Genomic DNA, 18,972 nt, shown 5'->3' with positions numbered 1-18,972 from the left:
ACTTTTGCTTTACAGTTTTGTTTGATGGTATTTATCCCTATTTTTTTAGGGATCACTAGTTCTCACTCCCTTTTTGCAGCTCCCAAACAGCAAAAAATCAAATCGAAAAAACAATATCAAACAGCCGAAGAATTTCTCGACAACAGAAACTACACTCAAGCAGCAATCATTTACAAAGAGTTACTTTCTGAATCATCACGCAATGCCGATTTAAATTACAAATTGGGTGTTTGTTATCTGAACATTGCTTCAGAAAAAGACAAATCAATAGACTTTCTTGAAAAAGCCATTCAATACGCAAAATCTAAGAATAATATTTCTATGGATGTGTATTTTAATCTAGCTAAAGCCTACCATGCCAACTATCAATTTAAGGAAGCTCTTAAAGTATACAAAGATTTGCTGCAAATCATTTTACCACAAAACACAGAGTTTCGAAATGAAATTCAACGTAATATAGAAATGTGCAAAAATGGCATTGAGCTGGTAAAAAATCCCGTAAATATCTCTATTATTAATTTGGGTAATAAAATTAATACTGAATTTTCAGAACATAGTCCGGGGGTTACTGCTGACGAAACCACTATGGTTTTTACATCCCGTAGAAAAGGAACAGGAAGTAAAATAGACACAGATGGCCAATATTTTGAAGACATTTATATTACACACTTAAAAAATGGAATTTGGTCGGATCCTCGGGGAATATCTGAACTAAACACCCCCGATCATGATGCTTCTATTTCAATTTCGGCCGACGGACAAGAATTGTATATCTACAAAGCGGAGCCTGGAAACAACAAAACAGGCGAAAATGGGGATATTTTTGTAAGTCGACTAAAGGGAACAAAATGGGAACAACCAGAAAAATTAGCCCCCGTAATTAATTCTCAAAGTAAAGAATCACATATATCCATTTCAGCAGACGGCAGAACCATCTACTTTTCGAGTAATCGTCCGGGCGGATTTGGCGGCATGGATGTATATACTGTAACCAAGCTTCCCAATGGGAAATGGGGACGCGCAAGAAATTTGGGACCTGCTATCAATACCGAATACGACGAAGATTCTCCTTTCATCCATCCTGATGGAAAGACCTTATATTTTAGTTCTGCAGGGCATGAAACAATGGGGGGATTGGATATTTTTAAAAGCGTTAACAGCAAAGGGCGATGGACTCCTCCAGAAAATATTGGTTACCCTATAAATTCAACCGATGATGATATTTACTATACTCCTACTCCTGATGGGAAACGAGCTTATTTTGCCTCCTACCGAAAAGGGAGTCATGGAAAAACCGATATCTTTTTAATCAAAATGCCTAACGAAACCAATGTTGGTTTATTTGTATTAAAAGGTAAAATCATCAATTCGAGTGGAGATGTAGTTGTTAACTCAAAACTTACGGTAAGTCGAGATGGTCAAGTAATTGGAATTTACAAACCCAATGCTGCAACAGGTAAATTCTTATTTATTGTTGATGCAGGGAAAAAATATGACATCGAAATTGTTGCTGAAGGCTACAGAACCCTTCGGACTGTGTTAAATATTCCTCCTGAATTTGCAAATAAAGAAAACCACAGTATCATTACCTTACTTCCTTTAACTCTGCGAACTAAAGATGAACCAGATTATCCAAATACGCTGGAGTTGATTGACGAAGAGGAAAGTAAACTAAATGATGTTGCTGAAATTCCTACTGCTAAAGATTCTATTCCTCAGGATAAACTATTCTCAAGTCCAGAAGAGGAAAAAGAGGACCTGCCAATTCAACAGGAAGTAAAAGAAGATGCTCCTGAGGAAGTGGAAAGCCTAATAGTAAATCCGAGCACACCTATGAGTAAAGCTGTAACAGTAACTGATAACGAAACTGTAAAAGAAAAAGAACTTACCGCACCTACAGCTAATATTGAAAAATTGGAATCGGGGGATTTGGCCTTCACCATAGACTTGGGAAATTTTAACGCTCCCAAACCAGAACTCTTTGAAAAACTTGATGGTGTAATTGAAAGCGTGGGCCCTGATAACCAATACCATTACACTTACGGAAAATTTAAAGATTACAAGGACGCAACCAAAGCCCAAAAAGAAATTCATGACAAAGGCTTTACTCAATCGAAGCTTAGAATTTTGGCCGACGATGATCTTATTAAAGAAAAAACAGGTGGCCAAACCTATTACACCATTCAAATTATGGCTTTGCATCTCTCTGTTGAAGCTGAGTTTTTCGATAATCTTGATAATGTGAATGTGTTTAAAGGTGGCGACGGATTTACCCGATATACCTATAAAAAATTCACATCCTATCAGGAAACTGTAAAAGAAATGAACCGACTAATTCGTATGGGTTATTGGGATGCTTTTATTCGCACCGTAATAAACGATCAGTTGTTGTATTCTGGAATGAAATATTCCGAGAAATACACCTATACCATACAGGTTATGGCACTTCGTTATCCCAAACCATTGACCTATTTTTCCGATTTAGGTAATGTAAAAGTGTTCTCGGATACCGATGGTATATATCGCTATACTTATCGCTCCTATCAAAACAAGGGAGAAGCTATTAACGACTTAGGCTATGTACTTAGGAGAGGCTATTGGGACGCTTTTGTTAGAAAATCCTTATCAGGAGAACACCTGCTGAATTTCAATACAAATGAATCAGAAAACTATTACACCATTCAGGTTATGGCGCTACGCAACTCTAAACCACTTTCCTATTTTAATAATCTGGGGGAAAACAATTTACGAATTTACCAAGGAAATGATGGCTTATCAAGATATGCATTCCAGAAATACTCGTCTCTGGAAAAAGCAAAAAGCAGACTATCTTCTGTAACCAAAAAAGGCTACCTTGATGCATTCACCCGAGAAATTAAATGGTATAACAAAAACTAAAATGCAGATTCTGGAAAGCAAGAATATTCGTTTGAGAGCACTAGAACCAAGCGATTTAAAACTTCTCTACGCTTGGGAAAACAACTCGAATATTTGGGAAGTTAGCCACACATTAAAACCATTTTCTATTTTCATTCTCAAACAATATCTTGAATCTTCTCATTTAGATATTTATGAAAGCAAACAACTTCGTCTAGTCATCGAAAAAGCAGAAACAAATACCGCCATAGGTCTAATCGACCTTTTCGACTTCGATCCCTTTCACCAACGGGCAGGAATTGGCATCTTAATCAACAATCAGGAAGATAAGAACAAGGGCTATGCTTCCGAGGCCTTACAAATATTTTGCAAGTACGCATTTACCACCTTGCAATTGCACCAGCTTTATTGCAACATTACTGCTAACAATGAAATCAGCCTTCGTTTATTTACCCAAGAAGGATTTGAAATTATAGGCAATAAAAAGGAATGGATACGTTCGAAAGAGGGATGGATGGATGAATACAGCTTGCAGAAACTAAATCCTAAAAGCCTTTAATATTCGCATACAAAGGAATTTCCGGAAGAAAAGCAAAACTTTTATTTTCATAATCCATTTGACAACAATAGTGTTGTAGACCATTGGAGACGACCAAAAAGGGAACCCTTAGTTTCATATTATAACGTGCAATCTGATTGAAAACATTCTGAGTGATCTTAATTTTTACAGATTTGCATTCCACAATCATAATCGGCTGAGCATTGCACCCGTACAAAATCACATCACTTCTTTGTGGTAAAAGATTAACATCTACTTTTTTTTCAACAGCAATTAACGAGGCAGGAAATCCTTTTTCAGTCACCAAATATTGAATAAAATTTTGCCTGACCCATTCTTCAGGGGTCAATACAACATACTTCTTTCGAATACTGTCAAAAATTAGTTTTCTTTGCAGTTCAGATTTTATTTTAAAGGAATAAGTTGGTAGATTTAAGTTTTCCATAAACATGCTATAATTGCTTGCAAAGGTAGGAGATTATTCCTGATATTTAATGACAAAACAAATTATGAAAACAAAAGAGGATATTGTTAGAAATTGGTTAACAAGATACACCGGACGAGAACTTGCCGATTTTACTCCTTATATACTTCTTACTAATTTTAACTTGTATGTTGAGCTTTTTGCAGAATGGCATAATGTTGATATTTTAGGTGAAGATAAGGCCATGCCAAATGCATCGGCAAACAATATTACCATAATCAATTTCGGTATGGGCAGTCCCAATGCAGCAACAGTTTTGGACCTGTTAAGTGCCATTAAACCCAAAGGAGTTCTATTTTTAGGCAAATGTGGCGGTTTAAAACGCAAAAATAAATTGGGCGATTTGATTCTTCCGATTGCCGCTATACGAAGTGAAGGAACCTCGAATGACTATCTTCCTCCAGAGGTACCGGCTCTCCCTGCATTTAGCCTACAAAGGGCTGTATCTCAGGTTATATCTGATCGAAAAAGAGACTATTATACAGGTACCGTTCTTACCACCAACAAACGAGTTTGGGAATACGATGAGCGATTTAAAAAGTACTTGACTAAAACCAGGGCAATGGCCATTGATATGGAAACTGCAACCATATTTACGGTAGGTTTCTACAATGAAATTCCAACAGGGGCCTTACTCTTAGTTTCCGATCAGCCCATGATATCCGATGGAATAAAAACCGATTTAAGTGATGCAAAAGTGACCGATGACTATGTAAAAGAACACATAAAAATAGGAATTGAATCGCTATTGGAAATAATGCACAACAGACAATCTGTAAAACATTTACGCTTTTAAAAAAGAGAACATGACATTTGAAGATATTCTTAAAAGCTTAAAAAAGAAAGAATACGCTCCCATCTATTTTTTGATGGGAGAAGAAAGTTTTTTTATAGATAAAATTACCGATTATATTATCGACAATGCCTTGCAGGAATCGGAACGAGATTTTAATCAAAGTATTTTATACGGAAAAGATACTGATATTGGAAGTATTGTGACCACCGCCCGAAGATTTCCGATGATGTCTGAAAGACAATTGGTTGTTGTTCGGGAAGCTCAAAACATCAAAAACATCGATCAACTTCTACCCTACATCCTAAACCCCTTACGCTCAACCATACTTGTGATTAATTACAAGTACAAAAGCTTAGACAAAAGGAAAAACTTTACCAAAGAACTCGCAAAAAATGCTGTTCTATTCGAATCAAAAAAAATATATGAAAATCAGATCCCAGACTGGATTAAAGCCTACACCCAAAAACTAGGCTATCAAATTGAATCCAAAGCCTGCTTTTTACTAGCTGAATTTCTGGGAAATAATTTAAGTAAAATAACCAATGCTCTCGACAAACTCACAATCAATCTTAGTGATACAAAAAAAATATCGCCATTAGACATCGAAAAGAACATTGGAATTTCAAAAGATTTTAACAATTTTGAGTTGCAAAATGCTTTGGGAAAGAAGGATGTTTTCAAAGCAAATCAAATCATCAACTATTTTGCTACAAATCAAAAAAATAATCCGATGGTTGTAACCATTGCCTTATTACACTCGTATTTCTCAAAAGTTTTAAAGTATTATTTTATCAAAAATAAAATGAACGATAAAACTATTGCGTCCGCCTTACAGATCAATCCTTTTTTTGTAAAAGACTATAAACTGGCAGCAAAAAATTACAATCCAAAGAAACTTGTGTCGATAGTTTCATTGCTCAGAGAATATGATCTTAAATCAAAAGGATTTGGTGATGTAAGTACGAAACATGGAGATCTATTAAAAGAGTTAATCTTTAAAATTCTTCACTAAGTATTTTGAATTAAAAACTAAAAAAAAATAAGTTGTACGTAAACCCCAACTATGAGATTTTTTTTACCATTCTGCCTACTTTCAATACTAACCTGCTTTAACTTCTCAGAAGTCTTTGGGCAAACTGCACCTATTGCTGATAACGATAGTGTTTCTATTATCAACAAGAGTACATCAAATGAAGTTGTGTACCTGGAAGTTGATTTTTTAACAAATGACAGCTATGATGATATTGATCAACTTGATATATCTATACTTCGACAAACCGATCAGTATGGGAAAATGTATTTGATAGAAAACAACAGCTTAATGATTTTTTATCCTTACGAAGACTCTTTTGGAATCGATACAGTTCACTATCAAATTTGTGATCAAAACAATCAATGCAGCAAGGCTTATGTGGTGGTAGAAGTTTTAGACCCTAATCAGGTTGAACTAGAAATTCCAACTTCATTTACTCCGAACAGCGACGGTTTTAATGATAAGTTTTTCATTAAAGGAATAGATCAGTACCCTAATAATGAATTTATTGTATTCTCAAGATGGGGAACTAAGGTATACGAAAAAAAGAATTATTCGAATGAAGAAGCTTGGGGTGGCGGCTACAACAAAGCAGGTGTTAAATTAGGCCCTGGAGATAAACTACCCAAAGGCACCTATTTCTTTAAATTAGTTATTAAAGACAAAGAGTATGTGAAAAGTGGGTATATTGTTATTAAATATTGAGAATGGAACACATCTTAAAATTCACTTTTTTTTCTCTTTTTGTTTTTATGTGTTTCACGAATTCGCAGGCACAAGAAGAAATTCGTTTTTCAAATTACAAAGCCAATCAACTTTTTTACAATCCAGCCTATGCTGGAACTACAGGTTTTATGGAAGGCGTTTTAGGCTATCGAAAACAATGGGTTGATATTGAAGGAGCTCCAGAGACAGCATCTCTTTCATTTCAAGCTCCTATAAATTACACCAATTCTGGTCTGGGTATTGTAGCCTACAACAACAAGCTTGGCATTCAATCCGACGTGGCAATTTTCATCAATTATGGCTATCACATTCAAATTGGGTTCAAAGGAAATTTATCCATGGGACTGCAAGCAGGATTTATTCACAAACAATACAATTGGGGAGATTTAACCTTCTACGATCCTTATATAAACTCGGAGATCAGCGCATCCGACCCTATTGTCTCGGATGGTACCGAATCGAGTTGGGTTCCTAATTTTGGTTTGGGTTTCTACTACTACACTCCCGACTATTATTTGAGCTTATCCATTCCTCGACTTCTTACCAACGATCAAATTTCTACAGGAGGTATTTCAAACAACATGAGTTTTGACGCCGAATCGACCTTCTACTATCTTGGTGCAGGAATCAAAAAATCTCTTAATCAGGAAATTGATTTTTCTCCCTCTATCTTTTTTGTTGGCTCTCAAAAAACATCCAACTTACTAAGTGTAAACCTCGATTTTGAACATGAAAGTGGTATTTCGGCAGGTGCTGGTTACCGAAGCGACAGTAGTTGGGCAGCATTGCTAGGCTATCAGTTCAATCAAAAAATGAAATTTTCCTACTCTTATGAAAAATCTTTCGGAAATTCTACTTCAAATAGCAATACAACTCATGAAATAATACTAAATTACAATTTATCCTTACGAAAAAGCCAGATTACGTCACCCAGATATTTCTAGTAATATGAATAGAAGTCAAATCTCATATTTTCTATTAGTTATTGCCCTTTTGCTAAGTGGTATTACTTCCTCTTTAGCGCAAAATCAGCAAATACAGAAAGCAGATCGTCTTTACGATAACAAAGAGTTTGCTGCAGCAATTAACTACTATCAAAAGCACTTGGAAAATTCAGATGATATTGCCATCAAAAGAAAACTTGCCCACTGCTACCTCCAAACACAGAAAGATAGTGAAGCTAACTATCTTCTAGAGAATATTGTATCCAATCCAAAAGCTAATGCGAATGATTATTTGGAATATGCCAATTTGCTAAAAAGATTCCGCAACTACGATAAAGCCAAAATTTTCTTTAAAAAGTATGCCACACTACAACCTGACGACAAGAATGTTGAGCAATTAATTCTTTCTTGCAACTTAATTAATGAATTGCAAGACAATCAACTTTACCTCTTAAAATCACTTTCGATTAATTCACCCCAATCCGACTTTGCTTCTGCTTTCTACAAAGATGGACTAATCTTCGTATCGGGACGAAAAAATAGTAGCTCCAAACAAGTAGATGGCCGATCGGGAGAATACTTTTTGGATCTTTACTTTTCGAAAAAATCCGGTGATCATTTTTTGCAACCAGAAACTTTTTCTGACGACTTTAATACTAAATATCACGAAGGACCAGCCTGTTTGAGCTCGAATGAAAAATTTATTTTCTTCACTCGAAACAAAGGAAATCTAAACCTACAAGGAAAATCAGAATTGAACTTGTACACGGCAAGATACAATGGCTCTGACTGGGATAAAGCTGAATTGTTTCAATTTTCGGGACAAAATTATTCAATCGGGCATCCGACAATATCTGCAGACGGAAGACTTCTTTATTTTATTTCGAATATGGATGGAGGCTATGGAGGAACGGATATCTATGTTTGCCAAAAATTAGGTTTCACCTGGAGTCGTCCAATAAATTGCGGCCCTGCTATTAATAGTGAAGGTAACGAAATGTTCCCCTTTATTGCCGAAGATGGCTACCTTTACTTTGCTTCCGATGGACACATTGGATTTGGAGGTTTGGATATATTTAAATCTATATTTGATCAGAATGAATGGACTTATCCCGTAAATTTGGGACCTCCCTTTAATTCTTCAAAAGATGATTTTGGATACATCGTAAAAAAGAATAAAAACATTGGTTACTTCTCTTCCAACAGAAATGGAAGCGATGATATGTTTGAGTTTCAGCAAAACCCGGAAAAAATACAAAGTTTAAATGGTCGATTACTGGCTAAAGACACCAAAAAACCTGTAAAAGATGTTGAGATTACTCTCATGGAAAATCTTTCGAAAGAAAAAACTACACTTAGCAATGAAGATGGACTTTTCTCTTTTGATATTTTTAAGGGGAAAAATTACAGTTTAATTGTGAGTAAAGCAGGTTACAAAACCAAGCGTATACTTTACTTTTCACAAGCAAATGAAATGAGCCCAAAACAATTAAATATATCTCTGGATACAACCCAGTGGGTTCAATTAAATGGCAACATAATCGATCAATTCTCAGCTCGTTCTATCAAAGAGTGTAACATCCAAATCATTAATCAAACCTACAAGAGTGAATTGTTTTGTTTAAGCGATAATTATGGCGACTTTTCGCAAGAAATTGATCCCTCGACTCAATACAATATCATCATTCAGAAAGAAGGATATTTTACAAAAGTGATTCCTAATTTTAAGTATCAGCCGAATAAATTTGAGCAAATAGAACTGCAAAAATTGTCGCCGAATCAGAACATGGAACTTTATGGAGTTGAATATGCATCGAACTCGTGGGAACTTACTCAAAAAACCATTGCTGAACTCGATAATTTAGCCGGTTTACTTAAAGTAAATCCCCATATTTTAGTTGAAATACATGGCTACACTACTCTTAATAAAGGTAAAAAAGAGAACAAAGTTCTTTGTGAAAAAAGAGCTGAAGTAGCTTCGGAATATGTTATTTCGAAAGGCATAACTCCAAATCGTGTACAATTTAAATCAGGAGGTTTTAACTCTGGCCGATCGGCACTAGTGATAAGATTAACTGAAGCATTTTAAGTTACAAACAATGACCATTATCATAATTGCAATTAACGTATTAGTCTCGATGGCTGCCTTTAACAGGATTGAGATTTTGTACAAATACCAATTTAACGCCTATCAAATACGTAAAAGAAACCAATGGTATCGAATTTTTACCTATGGTTTTCTTCACGCCAACTGGGATCATTTACTCGTTAATATGGTGGTTCTTTTCTTTTTCGGAAGAGCATTGGAAAGCTACTTCAGCTACTATTTTGGAGCTTCTGCTCTTATCTACTTCGTACTCTTGTATGTTGGCTCGTTGATATTTTCAACTCTTTACGATTTGCACATACATCGCGACAATTACCATTACAATGCTGTTGGTGCTTCGGGAGCTACCTCGGCCATCGTATTTGCCACCATCTTTTTCGCTCCTCTCGAGAAAATATACTTCCTGTTTTTTATTCCGATACCTGGAATCATTTTTGCCTTATTATACCTTTATTATTCGTACTATATGAGTAAAAAAAACGTAGATAATATAGGGCATAGTGCTCATTTTTACGGTGCACTTTTCGGATTTGTATTTCCCATCCTTATTAAACCCCAATTATTCTCCTTATTTTTGCAGCAGATTCTTAATTTTTAGAATATGCAAAAAGCGCTTTTCCTAGATCGTGACGGTGTAATAAACTCTGACGTAGGACATTATTACATTTATAAAATAGATGATTTTATTATTAATGATGGGATCATACCTGCCCTTCAAAAAATTTCGAAGGCTGGCTATCTCCTATTTATTGTTAGCAATCAGGGAGGTATTGCAAAAGGAATTTATACCGAGACCGATGTAGAAATCCTTCATAATCATTTACTTTCTTTGCTCGAGAAGGAAAATATACAAATTAAAAAGATTTACTTTTGTCCTCATCACGATAGTGTACAAAAATGCAATTGTCGGAAACCCAGTCCTTACTTCCTAAACAAAGCCATTAAAGAGTATCAGATTGATGCTAGTAAATCGTACATGATTGGCGATAGTCCCAGAGATATTCAAGCAGCAGAAGCGGCAGGTGTAAAAGGGATAAAAATTGATTCCAACGAAAATATTAGCACCTATTGTAATCAAATAATAAAAGGAGAAATATAAGCATGACTAGTCCTGAAAAAGTTTGTTTAGACGGAAAACTATACTCAAAAGATGAATTGCTGTTTGGAGCAGAAAATCGGGCATTTCGTTATGGAGATTCTCTATTTGAAAGCATCCATTCAAATGGAACTGAAATTCAATTTCTGTCAGAACATTTGGACCGATTAATACACGGGATGGAAGCCCTAGACATGATCGTTCCTTCTGAATTTAAGGGACGAATGAAAAGCAACATTAATTTTTTAATCAATAAGAATAAGGCCTTTGCTGGCACACGGATTCGCCTTAGTATTTTTAGGAAAGATGGTGGATTGTATAGCCCAGTTGACAATTCTATTTCTTATCTTATCGAAACGTCGGTTCTTGAAAACGCCCAATATATACTAAATCGAAAAGGATTAAAGATTGGAATTTACGATCAAATTAGAAAATCGCAAAACCTCATATCTCGTTTTAAAACCGGTAACTCTCTACCTTTTATTCTTGCTGCCAATTATCGTAAAAAAATGAATTGGGACGATTGTATCTTACTAAACGACAGAGGACATATTGTGGAAAGTACAAGCTCAAACCTATTTGTAGTTAAGAATGGAAATCTGCTAACTCCTTCCATTGAGAGTGGTTGTGTTTCTGGCATAATGAGAGAACAAATTATTGAAGCTGCAGTGAATCTAAACCTAACTGTTTTCGATGATTGTACAATAACGCCAGATCATCTTTTAAATGCTGATGAACTGTTCCTGACCAATGCAATTCATGGTATTCAATGGGTAGTTGCCTATAAAGAAAGGAGATATTTTAACAAAACGGCAAAATTATTAATAGAAGAATTAAATCGAAAAGCTTTTGCCTAAAGAGTCAATAAAAAGCCTAATTCATACCTGGATTTTCAGGGAAATTAGACCACATTTTATATCGTCCACCCATTTTTCTTAGTGATTTCTCCCATAATTTTTCATTATCACAATTCATAATTTCATCTACTTCGAGTTGACTTACCAGCCACGAATTCTCATTAATTTCATCGTTCAACTGACCAGCACCCCAACCAGCATATCCTGCAAAAAACCGAATCTGATCTGGAAGAATCCGCTTTTGCCCAATCAAATTCTTTAACACTTCAAAATCTCCTCCCCAATACAATCCATTGAATATATGAATACTATTCGGAAGTAAATCGGGAATAGTATGCAGAAAATAAATATGATTTGGATCAACAGGACCGCCAACATAAACAGAACCTTTGAAATTAGCAACAGAAATAAGTGCTTCATCTACACTTAAATTAATTGGTTTATTTAAAACCAAACCAACCGCACCATGTTTGTTACATTCAGTAAGCAAAACCAGCGAGCGCTTAAAGTATCGACCTTCCAAAAAAGGCTCAGCAATTAATACTTTTCCTTTTTCAGGTTCAATATTATTCTTCTCTATTCTAAAAAAATCTGATGTACTATCCACGGTATTTCCAATTGTTTTGTAAATCCAAAATAACACATTTTATGCAGTTAAAAAATATTTTTATGAATAAGAATTGTATTCTACTCCATGAAATCAATTAGCAATAAGAAAGCAAATTCATTATATTTGTGCTCCCCTAAAATTTATCCTATGCATAACCAAATTAAAGCTGGCTTACTTCTATTTCTTTTCTGTTGCATTCCCTTTTTAGCAAATTCCACTGTTCAAATAGCAAGTAATAAAAGTGGAAAATTAAAAGTTGAATTCCCTACAATTATTGTCTCAGATATTCCTACCGAAATTGCCATTTCGATGGATACTACAAGTGTTAATGATAGTGTTTGGATTCAGGTGAATCAAGAAAGTATTCATGCTGAAATTGAAAATCAACAAATCCTATTTCACCATGTTTTTACTGGGAAACAAAAGATCAGCATCAAGGTTCAGGATAAGCAATTTTCCAAAATAATTCACCCAATTCCTCTATGGCTGTCTATACTTCCCCCACTCATTGCCATTCTAATGGCACTATTTTTCAAAGAAGTTTATTCCGCCTTATTCATCGGTCTTTTTTCGGGAACCCTAATCATTTATTCCTACCAGGAAGCCTCCCTTTTTACAGCCTTTTTTAAAGCTTTATTTGCCATTTCCGACACCTATCTCCTTCAATCATTAGCCAATAGTGATCATATTGCCATTATTCTTTTCTCCATGCTAATAGGCGGCATGGTGAATGTAATTACCAAAAATGGGGGTATGCAAGGAATAGTTAACCTCCTTTCGAAATTTGCAAAAAGCCCTCGATCGGGGCAATTTATAAGTTGGCTATTAGGTATTCTTATTTTCTTTGATGATTATGCAAACACTTTGATTGTTGGAAATACCATGCGACCTGTAAGCGATAGATTAAAAATATCGCGAGAAAAACTAGCTTACATTGTTGACTCAACTGCTGCTCCTGTGGTGTCAATCGCCATGATTACTACCTGGATTGGCATTGAATTAAGCTACATTCAGGCGGCAGCTACCCAAATAAATATAGATGAAAGTCCATATAGTATTTTTCTGAATTCTCTTCCCACTCGCTTTTACTCATTTTTCACCCTCTTCTTTATTTTAATGCTGATTCTCATGAAGAAAGATTTCGGTCCGATGCTAAAAGCTGAACAAAAATGCAGACAAAGCTCCTCCTCCACAGATGTGGCGAATAAAGAAAGTGAATCTGAAGAATTAAAAGATTTGGAAATTGAGGAAAACACTCCCACTCGCTGGTACAATGCAGGTATTCCTGTTTTAATTGTCATTTTTGGAACCTTTGCAGGATTGCTTTATACAGGTTGGAATCAGGATGTTTGGAACAATCCAAACCTGGAGTTCGGCACAAAGCTATCTCATATCATTGGCAATTCAAATTCCTATCTTGCACTTTTATGGTCATCTCTTTCGGCAGTTGTAGTGGCCATAGGCCTTAGTGTGATACAAAGAATACTTAGCCTAACTAAAGCTGTGGAAGCCCTAGTTAGTGGCTTTAAAACCATGCTAACAGCAATTCTTATTTTGGTTCTGGCCTGGGCTTTGGCCGATATTACCAAAGATATGCATACTGCAGAATTTATTTCAAACCTACTAATTGCCAGTAATTTCTCACCCCTTTTATTGCCTACTTTTACATTTATTCTCTCGGCATTAATTGCTTTTTCAACTGGTTCTTCGTGGGGAACAATGGCCATTCTATATCCTCTTATCTTACCAGCTTCGTGGGCGGTATGTCATTCCTCGGGAATGAACGATATAGAAAGTATGAATATTTTCTACATTACTGTTTCGGCCATACTTGCGGGTTCGGTTCTAGGCGACCACTGCTCTCCAATTTCCGATACAACCATTCTTAGTTCGCTAGCAAGTTCATGTAATCATATTGAACATGTTCGCACCCAATTACCTTACGCGCTAACTGTTGGTTCGGTAGCTATTTTTGCAGGCCTACTTCCTGCTGCTTATGGAGTATCATCCTGGATTTTAATTCCTTTGGGATTTATACTACTATACCTTATTATTAGATTCTTTGGGAAAGAAGTTAAATTGGAGTAATTAGAATAAATAATTGCCTATAGGAAACTCGACCAAGTTCCTATATCTATTGCCTACTTCTTTGAATTGGCTTGTTTTTCGTATCCAAATATCTTACGAATTGCAATAAACCACATTTACTAAATGGTACTATTTGTCAGCAAATCACATTCAAAAAAGAAAAGACTAAGTGAACTAATGAACTGCACCCCAAAAGTTGGACACAACATTTGGGGTGCAGTTCATAACACTCAGTCTTTTTAGTCTGAAAAAATAGTATTTCTTAATCCGTATAAATAGAAGGAAATTTTTGAGGATTTGATTCTCTCATCATGTCGTAGATAATCTCGAATACATCCTCGGCATTAGGATTAGAAAAATAATCTCCATCGGTACCATATGCTGGTCGATGATCTTTTGCGGTTATTGTTCTAGGTTCCGAATCCAAATAATAGTAGGCATTCTGTTCCTCCAAAACTTTCTGCATCATAAAAGCACTTGCTCCACCAGGCACATCCTCATCGAAAAATACGATTCTGTTAGTTTTCTTTACCGATTTCAAAATTCGACTATGAATATCAAAGGGAAGTAAAGTCTGTACATCAATCAATTCAACTGAAATATTAAAATCCCTTAATTGCTTTACAGCATCTTCAGCTATTCGAACACAAGACCCGTAAGTTACCAAGGTAATATCAGAACCATCCTCTAATACCTCAGGAATACCCAATGGTGTATTAAAATCGCCCAAATTATCAGGCATTTTCTCTTTCAGCCGATATCCATTTAAAGGTTCAATCACCAAAGCTGGTTCATCCGACTGCAAAAGAGTATTGTAAAAGCCCGCTGCCTGCGTCATGTTTCGAGGTACACAAACATGAATGCCTCGAATGGAATTAATAACCATGCTAAGAGGAGAACCTGAATGCCAAATTCCTTCCAATCGATGTCCTCGGGTACGAATAATTACAGGAGCTTTTTGCCCTCCTTTGGTTCTATATTGTAGAGTTGCCAAATCGTCACTCATGGTTTGTAAGGCATACAGCAAATAATCAAAATATTGTATTTCGGCAATGGGACGCAAACCCCTTGTGGCCAAGCCAATTCCCTGACCTAGAATAGTCGCCTCGCGAATACCAGTATCTGTAACTCGAAGTGCTCCATATTTTTTTTGCATTCCCTCCAAACTCTGGTTCACTCCCCCCATAAAGCCTGTATCTTCTCCAAAAGTAAGCAGCAAAGGATATTTGTTGAATAGTTGATCGAAATTATCACGCAAAACCTCCCGGCCATTCACAATTTTTGACTCTTTGGAATAAAGAGGTGGACAAGATTTAACGTTCTGAACTTTCAAATCAGTCTCGCTATACAAATGACTGCTATATCGTTCATGATTTTCCGCTAAAGAACTTTTAAGCCACGATTGCAAATTGGATTTTAATGGTTTGTAGCTATCACATGAGCTACAAATAAAACGCAAAATTTTCTTGGCCGCTGTAAAATTATCTTTTCGAACCGGATGGATAATTTTCTTTAAATCGCTAACAATTTGTTCAATTTGTTCGGTTTTCTTGCAATCGCAACCTGCATTTTTCACCAATTCAATTAAAGCATCACGCTCTTTTTGTATCGGCTCAGAATAATTTTTCCAGGCAGTATTTCTTGCTTCTTTTACTTCTCGTAGAGCATCAGCTTCAATTTCATCCAAGGTCTTTTCATCACTCAATTCCATGGATAGAATCCATTCTCTCATTTTACGAATCGGATCGTATTCATCTTCCCAATTCAAACGTTCTTTTGATTTATAACGCTCGTGCGATCCGGAAGTTGAATGCCCCAAAGGTTGGGTCATTTCGCTAACATGAAAAAGGACCGGCACATGATTTTTACGACAAAGTTCAACTCCTTCCAAATACATTTTGCAAAGCGAAGGATAGTCCCATCCTTTGGCTTTATAAATTAGGTAACCATCGCTGGTTTCATCTTGCTCGAAGCCTTTTAGAACTTCAGAAATATTTGATTTTGTTGTTTGGTATTTATTAGGAACCGAAATTCCCCATCCATCATCCCAAACACTCATAGCCATAGGCACTTGAAGAACACCTGCAGCATTTATCGTTTCCCAAAAGTGACCTTCCGATGTACTCGAATCACCAATGGTTCCAAAGGCTACTTCGTTTCCTTTATCCGAAAAATCGGTGAAATTATGCAGTGCACTATTATCTCTAAAAAGTTTTGATGCATAGGCCAAGCCCAGCAATCTAGGCATTTGCCCGGCTGTTGGTGAAATGTCGGCAGAAGAATTTTTCTGTTGAGTCAAATTTTTCCAGCTACCATCGGCATTTAAACTCCTACTTGCATAATGGTTATTCATTAAACGTCCGCCATTTGCCGGATTTTTATCCAATTGTGTTTCGCCAAATAACTGGGCAAAAAATTCTTCACTTGACAACATTCCAGAGGCAAGCATAAAGGTTTGATCGCGATAGTATCCAGAACGCCAATCACCATTCTGATAAGCTTTAGCCATTGCTATTTGAGCCACCTCTTTTCCATCGCCAAAAATTCCAAATTTGGCTTTGCCATTTAGAACTTCTTTTCGACCCCAAATACTTAACTGGCGACTTAAATTGGCAATGCGATAATCTTTAAGAACTTCAGATGTAAAATCATTGAACGACAAATTCTCTCTTGTCTCCTTATCTTCTTTTACCATTTCTGACATGTATATTTTATGAGATTAAGTCTTCAAAGAAAAACTCTATGCTTTGAAAACAAAAATATATGAGTGTTTATATTTAACAGAATGTCATTCAGTTAAATTCACATCAAATTTAGCAAGAATTATTCTAAATAAGAAGACATCACCCAAGTATTTACAGACCTTAAAATCTCTTTTTGTTTGGAAGAATACCGGCTAAATGATATCTTTACACCCAAATTAATTGTGTAAATACCAATTAATTCATCTACCGAATTTAATTGAGACAAAGATGTTTGTGCAACTATACTCAGTATATTCTTGTAGGTGTTTTTGGAGTGAAATATCACTCACTAATTTTAACTAAAGGAGCTAATAGATATTCAAATGATAACAGTCTTACTCATAACAATAGTACTTTTGGCAATCTGTTTTGCTGGATTTGCAGTTTCTATTTTAATTAAAAAAAATGGACAGTTTCCTGAATTACATATTGGCAATAATAAAGAATTAAAGAAAAAAGGAATAGGTTGTGCTACATCACAAGATAAAATGGAACAAGCAAAAGCTAGAAAGTCCCTTCAATTCAAACAAGTTAGTCTTGTAAACAAAGAGTTAAAATCTTTATAAACAGAAATAAGCTTAATTTTCCGATCAGATTTCTAACCCTTTACAAGTATCAACGTATCTACTATCACATAGCTTAATTAAATCTAAATTAAAATGGCAGTATTTTTTAAGATATTACTTGTATCACTTTTCTTGCTGGTTCTTGCTTTTGTTGGACTGGGCGTTAAAATGCTTTTCGATAAGAATGCAAAATTCACTGGAGGTAGTTGTGGTTCTTGTAGCTGTTCTACTCCTGATCAGGAAAATTGTGACAATAAGTAAGAAATTGCATTATCGGTTTTTTGTTTTCTGTTGTTTGTATTATTTCATAACAACTATATAATCTCCAGGCCTCGGGAATCAGAAAACCGATAATTTTGCCTTTAATTTTGCAATTATAATATTCTATTTTATTATGGAAGCCTTTAGATTTTCTGTCGCATAAGTTTGGTAATTCCCCAATGAATCATTGTAAATAAAATAAGCTTCCAAAAGCGAATCCTTCTCGACTAACTCGATACTTTTTTCCAAGCCCAACACCATAAAACTAGTTGCATACGCATCTGCCGAAATACAATCGGGAGCGAACACCGAAGCAGAAAGAAGGCTATGTTGAACAGGATACCCGATGCGAGGATCGATGGTGTGGGCATATTTTTTCCCATCCTTAATGTAAAACTGACGATAATTTCCGGAAGTTGCTAAGGCACCATTTTCCAACTCTATTACTTCCTGTATTTCTCTCGACAAACTGGAAGGATCATCAATAGGACGATCGATTCCTACTCTCCAGGTTCTGCCTTTAGCATTTTTCCCTTTGGCCCGAATTTCGCCACCAATTTCTACCATATAATTGTTCACACCTTTTTCTTCGAGCAAATCAGCAACTACATCCACTCCATATCCTTTGGCAATGGCACTTGCATCAAACATGATTCGAGGATCACTTTTTACAATTTTTCCATCGATTAACCTCACTTTTTCATAACCAACCACCTGCAAAAGACTATCAACAGGAATCTGTTCGGGATCCAACTTATTTTTAAATCCAAACCCCCAAGCATTAACTAAGGGAGCAACAGTCATGTCGAAAGCTCCATTGGTAATTCTAGATATTTCTTCCCCTCTTTTGAAGGTGGTAATGAAATAATGATCGAGAACCAAACTTGTATCGTTGGTATTCACACGTGAAATAACCGATTCTGGCTTATAGGTAGACAGAGAGAGATCGAATTCATTCATTCGGGCAAGTATTGCATCGTGTAAATTACCTTCGGCAGAAGGCTCGTAAGTGATGTGATAAAAGGTTCCAAATATCTGACCTTCGTCGAAATAATATTTCGATTGATCGGATTGGCAAGATGAAAAACCTAGAACACAAAAAAAGATCAATAAATTCAAACTTTTTCTCATGAGTATAATGTGTTTGGAATTGGAAGTACATTGTAATTGTTAGCAAATTTACACAAGTTGCTAAAAACAAACAAGCCTCGAAAATTCGAGGCT

At 35.8% G+C, this 18,972-nt stretch carries 17 protein-coding genes; 13 read left to right on the top strand and 4 right to left on the bottom strand.

Annotation, left to right across the window (positions count from 1 at the left end):
- Window positions 1-24 precede the first annotated feature (24 nt).
- A complete protein-coding gene (locus ABYT26_RS01930) occupies window positions 25-2,898 on the top strand; it encodes a hypothetical protein (protein ID WP_372751200.1) in 2,874 nt (957 codons plus the stop codon).
- The gene (locus ABYT26_RS01925; protein ID WP_372751199.1) at window positions 2,858-3,436 is read left to right on the top strand and encodes a GNAT family N-acetyltransferase; all 579 of its coding nucleotides are present in this window, start codon (window positions 2,858-2,860) and stop codon (window positions 3,434-3,436) included. The genes ABYT26_RS01930 and ABYT26_RS01925 overlap by 41 nt, the downstream gene beginning before the upstream one ends.
- Here the strand turns inward: ABYT26_RS01925 and ABYT26_RS01920 are convergent.
- Window positions 3,423-3,881: a type I restriction enzyme HsdR N-terminal domain-containing protein gene (locus ABYT26_RS01920; protein WP_372751198.1), complete on the bottom strand. Its 459-nt coding sequence runs from the start codon at window positions 3,879-3,881 to the stop codon at window positions 3,423-3,425. The genes ABYT26_RS01925 and ABYT26_RS01920 overlap by 14 nt on opposite strands.
- A 64-nt stretch (window positions 3,882-3,945) precedes the next feature.
- Here ABYT26_RS01920 and ABYT26_RS01915 point away from each other — a divergent pair, with 64 nt between their 5' ends.
- Genes ABYT26_RS01915 through ABYT26_RS01880 form a run of 8 tightly spaced genes read left to right on the top strand, consistent with a single transcriptional unit; the run spans window position 3,946 to window position 11,479 of the window.
- Window positions 3,946-4,716, top strand: a complete 771-nt coding sequence (locus ABYT26_RS01915; RefSeq protein ID WP_372751197.1) for an AMP nucleosidase — start codon at window positions 3,946-3,948, stop codon at window positions 4,714-4,716.
- Window positions 4,717-4,726: 10 nt separating this feature from the next.
- Complete coding sequence (gene holA / locus ABYT26_RS01910) at window positions 4,727-5,728, top strand: DNA polymerase III subunit delta (RefSeq protein WP_372751196.1); 1,002 nt, start codon at window positions 4,727-4,729, stop codon at window positions 5,726-5,728.
- A 51-nt stretch (window positions 5,729-5,779) separates the two neighbouring features.
- Window positions 5,780-6,454, top strand: coding sequence for a gliding motility-associated C-terminal domain-containing protein (locus tag ABYT26_RS01905; protein WP_372751195.1), 675 nt, complete (start codon window positions 5,780-5,782; stop codon window positions 6,452-6,454).
- A 2-nt stretch (window positions 6,455-6,456) separates the two neighbouring features.
- Window positions 6,457-7,419, top strand: a complete 963-nt coding sequence (locus tag ABYT26_RS01900) for a PorP/SprF family type IX secretion system membrane protein (RefSeq protein ID WP_372751194.1) — start codon at window positions 6,457-6,459, stop codon at window positions 7,417-7,419.
- 4 nt (window positions 7,420-7,423) lie between these two features.
- The gene (locus tag ABYT26_RS01895; RefSeq protein WP_372751193.1) at window positions 7,424-9,508 is read left to right on the top strand and encodes an OmpA family protein; all 2,085 of its coding nucleotides are present in this window, start codon (window positions 7,424-7,426) and stop codon (window positions 9,506-9,508) included.
- A 10-nt stretch (window positions 9,509-9,518) separates the two neighbouring features.
- A complete protein-coding gene (locus ABYT26_RS01890; protein ID WP_372751192.1) occupies window positions 9,519-10,124 on the top strand; it encodes a rhomboid family intramembrane serine protease in 606 nt (201 codons plus the stop codon).
- A gap of 3 nt (window positions 10,125-10,127) precedes the next feature.
- Window positions 10,128-10,625: a D-glycero-alpha-D-manno-heptose-1,7-bisphosphate 7-phosphatase gene (locus ABYT26_RS01885; RefSeq protein WP_372751191.1), complete on the top strand. Its 498-nt coding sequence runs from the start codon at window positions 10,128-10,130 to the stop codon at window positions 10,623-10,625.
- A 2-nt stretch (window positions 10,626-10,627) separates the two neighbouring features.
- Window positions 10,628-11,479 carry an aminotransferase class IV gene (locus ABYT26_RS01880; RefSeq protein ID WP_372751190.1) on the top strand — a complete coding sequence of 284 codons (852 nt, stop codon included), beginning with the start codon at window positions 10,628-10,630 and terminating at the stop codon, window positions 11,477-11,479.
- Between the two features lie 16 nt (window positions 11,480-11,495).
- Here ABYT26_RS01880 and ABYT26_RS01875 read toward each other — a convergent pair whose 3' ends face one another.
- Entirely contained in the window at window positions 11,496-12,122 is a 627-nt protein-coding gene (locus ABYT26_RS01875) for a YqgE/AlgH family protein (RefSeq protein ID WP_372751189.1), read from the bottom strand.
- A gap of 114 nt (window positions 12,123-12,236) precedes the next feature.
- Here ABYT26_RS01875 and ABYT26_RS01870 point away from each other — a divergent pair, with 114 nt between their 5' ends.
- On the top strand, window positions 12,237-14,177 hold the full coding sequence (locus ABYT26_RS01870; RefSeq protein WP_372751188.1) for a Na+/H+ antiporter NhaC family protein: 1,941 nt from the start codon (window positions 12,237-12,239) through the stop codon (window positions 14,175-14,177).
- A 262-nt stretch (window positions 14,178-14,439) separates the two neighbouring features.
- Here ABYT26_RS01870 and ABYT26_RS01865 read toward each other — a convergent pair whose 3' ends face one another.
- Window positions 14,440-16,881, bottom strand: a complete 2,442-nt coding sequence (locus ABYT26_RS01865) for a thiamine pyrophosphate-dependent enzyme (RefSeq protein ID WP_372751187.1) — start codon at window positions 16,879-16,881, stop codon at window positions 14,440-14,442.
- Window positions 16,882-17,244: 363 nt separating this feature from the next.
- Between ABYT26_RS01865 and ABYT26_RS01860 the strand changes: the two genes are divergently transcribed.
- Window positions 17,245-17,487: a hypothetical protein gene (locus tag ABYT26_RS01860; protein ID WP_372751186.1), complete on the top strand. Its 243-nt coding sequence runs from the start codon at window positions 17,245-17,247 to the stop codon at window positions 17,485-17,487.
- Between the two features lie 93 nt (window positions 17,488-17,580).
- Window positions 17,581-17,748, top strand: a complete 168-nt coding sequence (locus ABYT26_RS01855; protein WP_372751185.1) for a hypothetical protein — start codon at window positions 17,581-17,583, stop codon at window positions 17,746-17,748.
- Between the two features lie 123 nt (window positions 17,749-17,871).
- Here the strand turns inward: ABYT26_RS01855 and ABYT26_RS01850 are convergent, their stop codons facing one another.
- On the bottom strand, window positions 17,872-18,879 hold the full coding sequence (locus ABYT26_RS01850; RefSeq protein WP_372751184.1) for an FAD:protein FMN transferase: 1,008 nt from the start codon (window positions 18,877-18,879) through the stop codon (window positions 17,872-17,874).
- Window positions 18,880-18,972 lie beyond the last annotated feature (93 nt).

The organism is Labilibaculum sp., assembly GCF_041595635.1.
Classification (GTDB): Bacteria; Bacteroidota; Bacteroidia; order Bacteroidales; family Marinifilaceae; genus Labilibaculum.
This window is presented reverse-complemented; position numbering and strand designations above follow the sequence as displayed.

Bases quoted from the DNA above. Each gene is read 5' to 3' on its own strand.
- holA (WP_372751196.1), top strand. From the start codon at position 4,727: ATGACATTTGAAGATATTCTTAAAAGCTTAAAAAAGAAAGAATACGCT.
- ABYT26_RS01905 (WP_372751195.1), top strand. From the start codon at position 5,780: ATGAGATTTTTTTTACCATTCTGCCTACTTTCAATACTAACCTGCTTT.
- ABYT26_RS01870 (WP_372751188.1), top strand. From the start codon at position 12,237: ATGCATAACCAAATTAAAGCTGGCTTACTTCTATTTCTTTTCTGTTGC.
- ABYT26_RS01850 (WP_372751184.1), bottom strand. From the start codon at position 18,879: ATGAGAAAAAGTTTGAATTTATTGATCTTTTTTTGTGTTCTAGGTTTT.
- ABYT26_RS01895 (WP_372751193.1), top strand. From the start codon at position 7,424: ATGAATAGAAGTCAAATCTCATATTTTCTATTAGTTATTGCCCTTTTG.
- ABYT26_RS01860 (WP_372751186.1), top strand. From the start codon at position 17,245: ATGATAACAGTCTTACTCATAACAATAGTACTTTTGGCAATCTGTTTT.
- ABYT26_RS01890 (WP_372751192.1), top strand. From the start codon at position 9,519: ATGACCATTATCATAATTGCAATTAACGTATTAGTCTCGATGGCTGCC.
- ABYT26_RS01865 (WP_372751187.1), bottom strand. From the start codon at position 16,881: ATGTCAGAAATGGTAAAAGAAGATAAGGAGACAAGAGAGAATTTGTCG.
- ABYT26_RS01915 (WP_372751197.1), top strand. From the start codon at position 3,946: ATGAAAACAAAAGAGGATATTGTTAGAAATTGGTTAACAAGATACACC.
- ABYT26_RS01885 (WP_372751191.1), top strand. From the start codon at position 10,128: ATGCAAAAAGCGCTTTTCCTAGATCGTGACGGTGTAATAAACTCTGAC.
- ABYT26_RS01925 (WP_372751199.1), top strand. From the start codon at position 2,858: ATGCATTCACCCGAGAAATTAAATGGTATAACAAAAACTAAAATGCAG.
- ABYT26_RS01880 (WP_372751190.1), top strand. From the start codon at position 10,628: ATGACTAGTCCTGAAAAAGTTTGTTTAGACGGAAAACTATACTCAAAA.
- ABYT26_RS01920 (WP_372751198.1), bottom strand. From the start codon at position 3,881: ATGGAAAACTTAAATCTACCAACTTATTCCTTTAAAATAAAATCTGAA.
- ABYT26_RS01930 (WP_372751200.1), top strand. From the start codon at position 25: ATGGTATTTATCCCTATTTTTTTAGGGATCACTAGTTCTCACTCCCTT.
- ABYT26_RS01855 (WP_372751185.1), top strand. From the start codon at position 17,581: ATGGCAGTATTTTTTAAGATATTACTTGTATCACTTTTCTTGCTGGTT.
- ABYT26_RS01900 (WP_372751194.1), top strand. From the start codon at position 6,457: ATGGAACACATCTTAAAATTCACTTTTTTTTCTCTTTTTGTTTTTATG.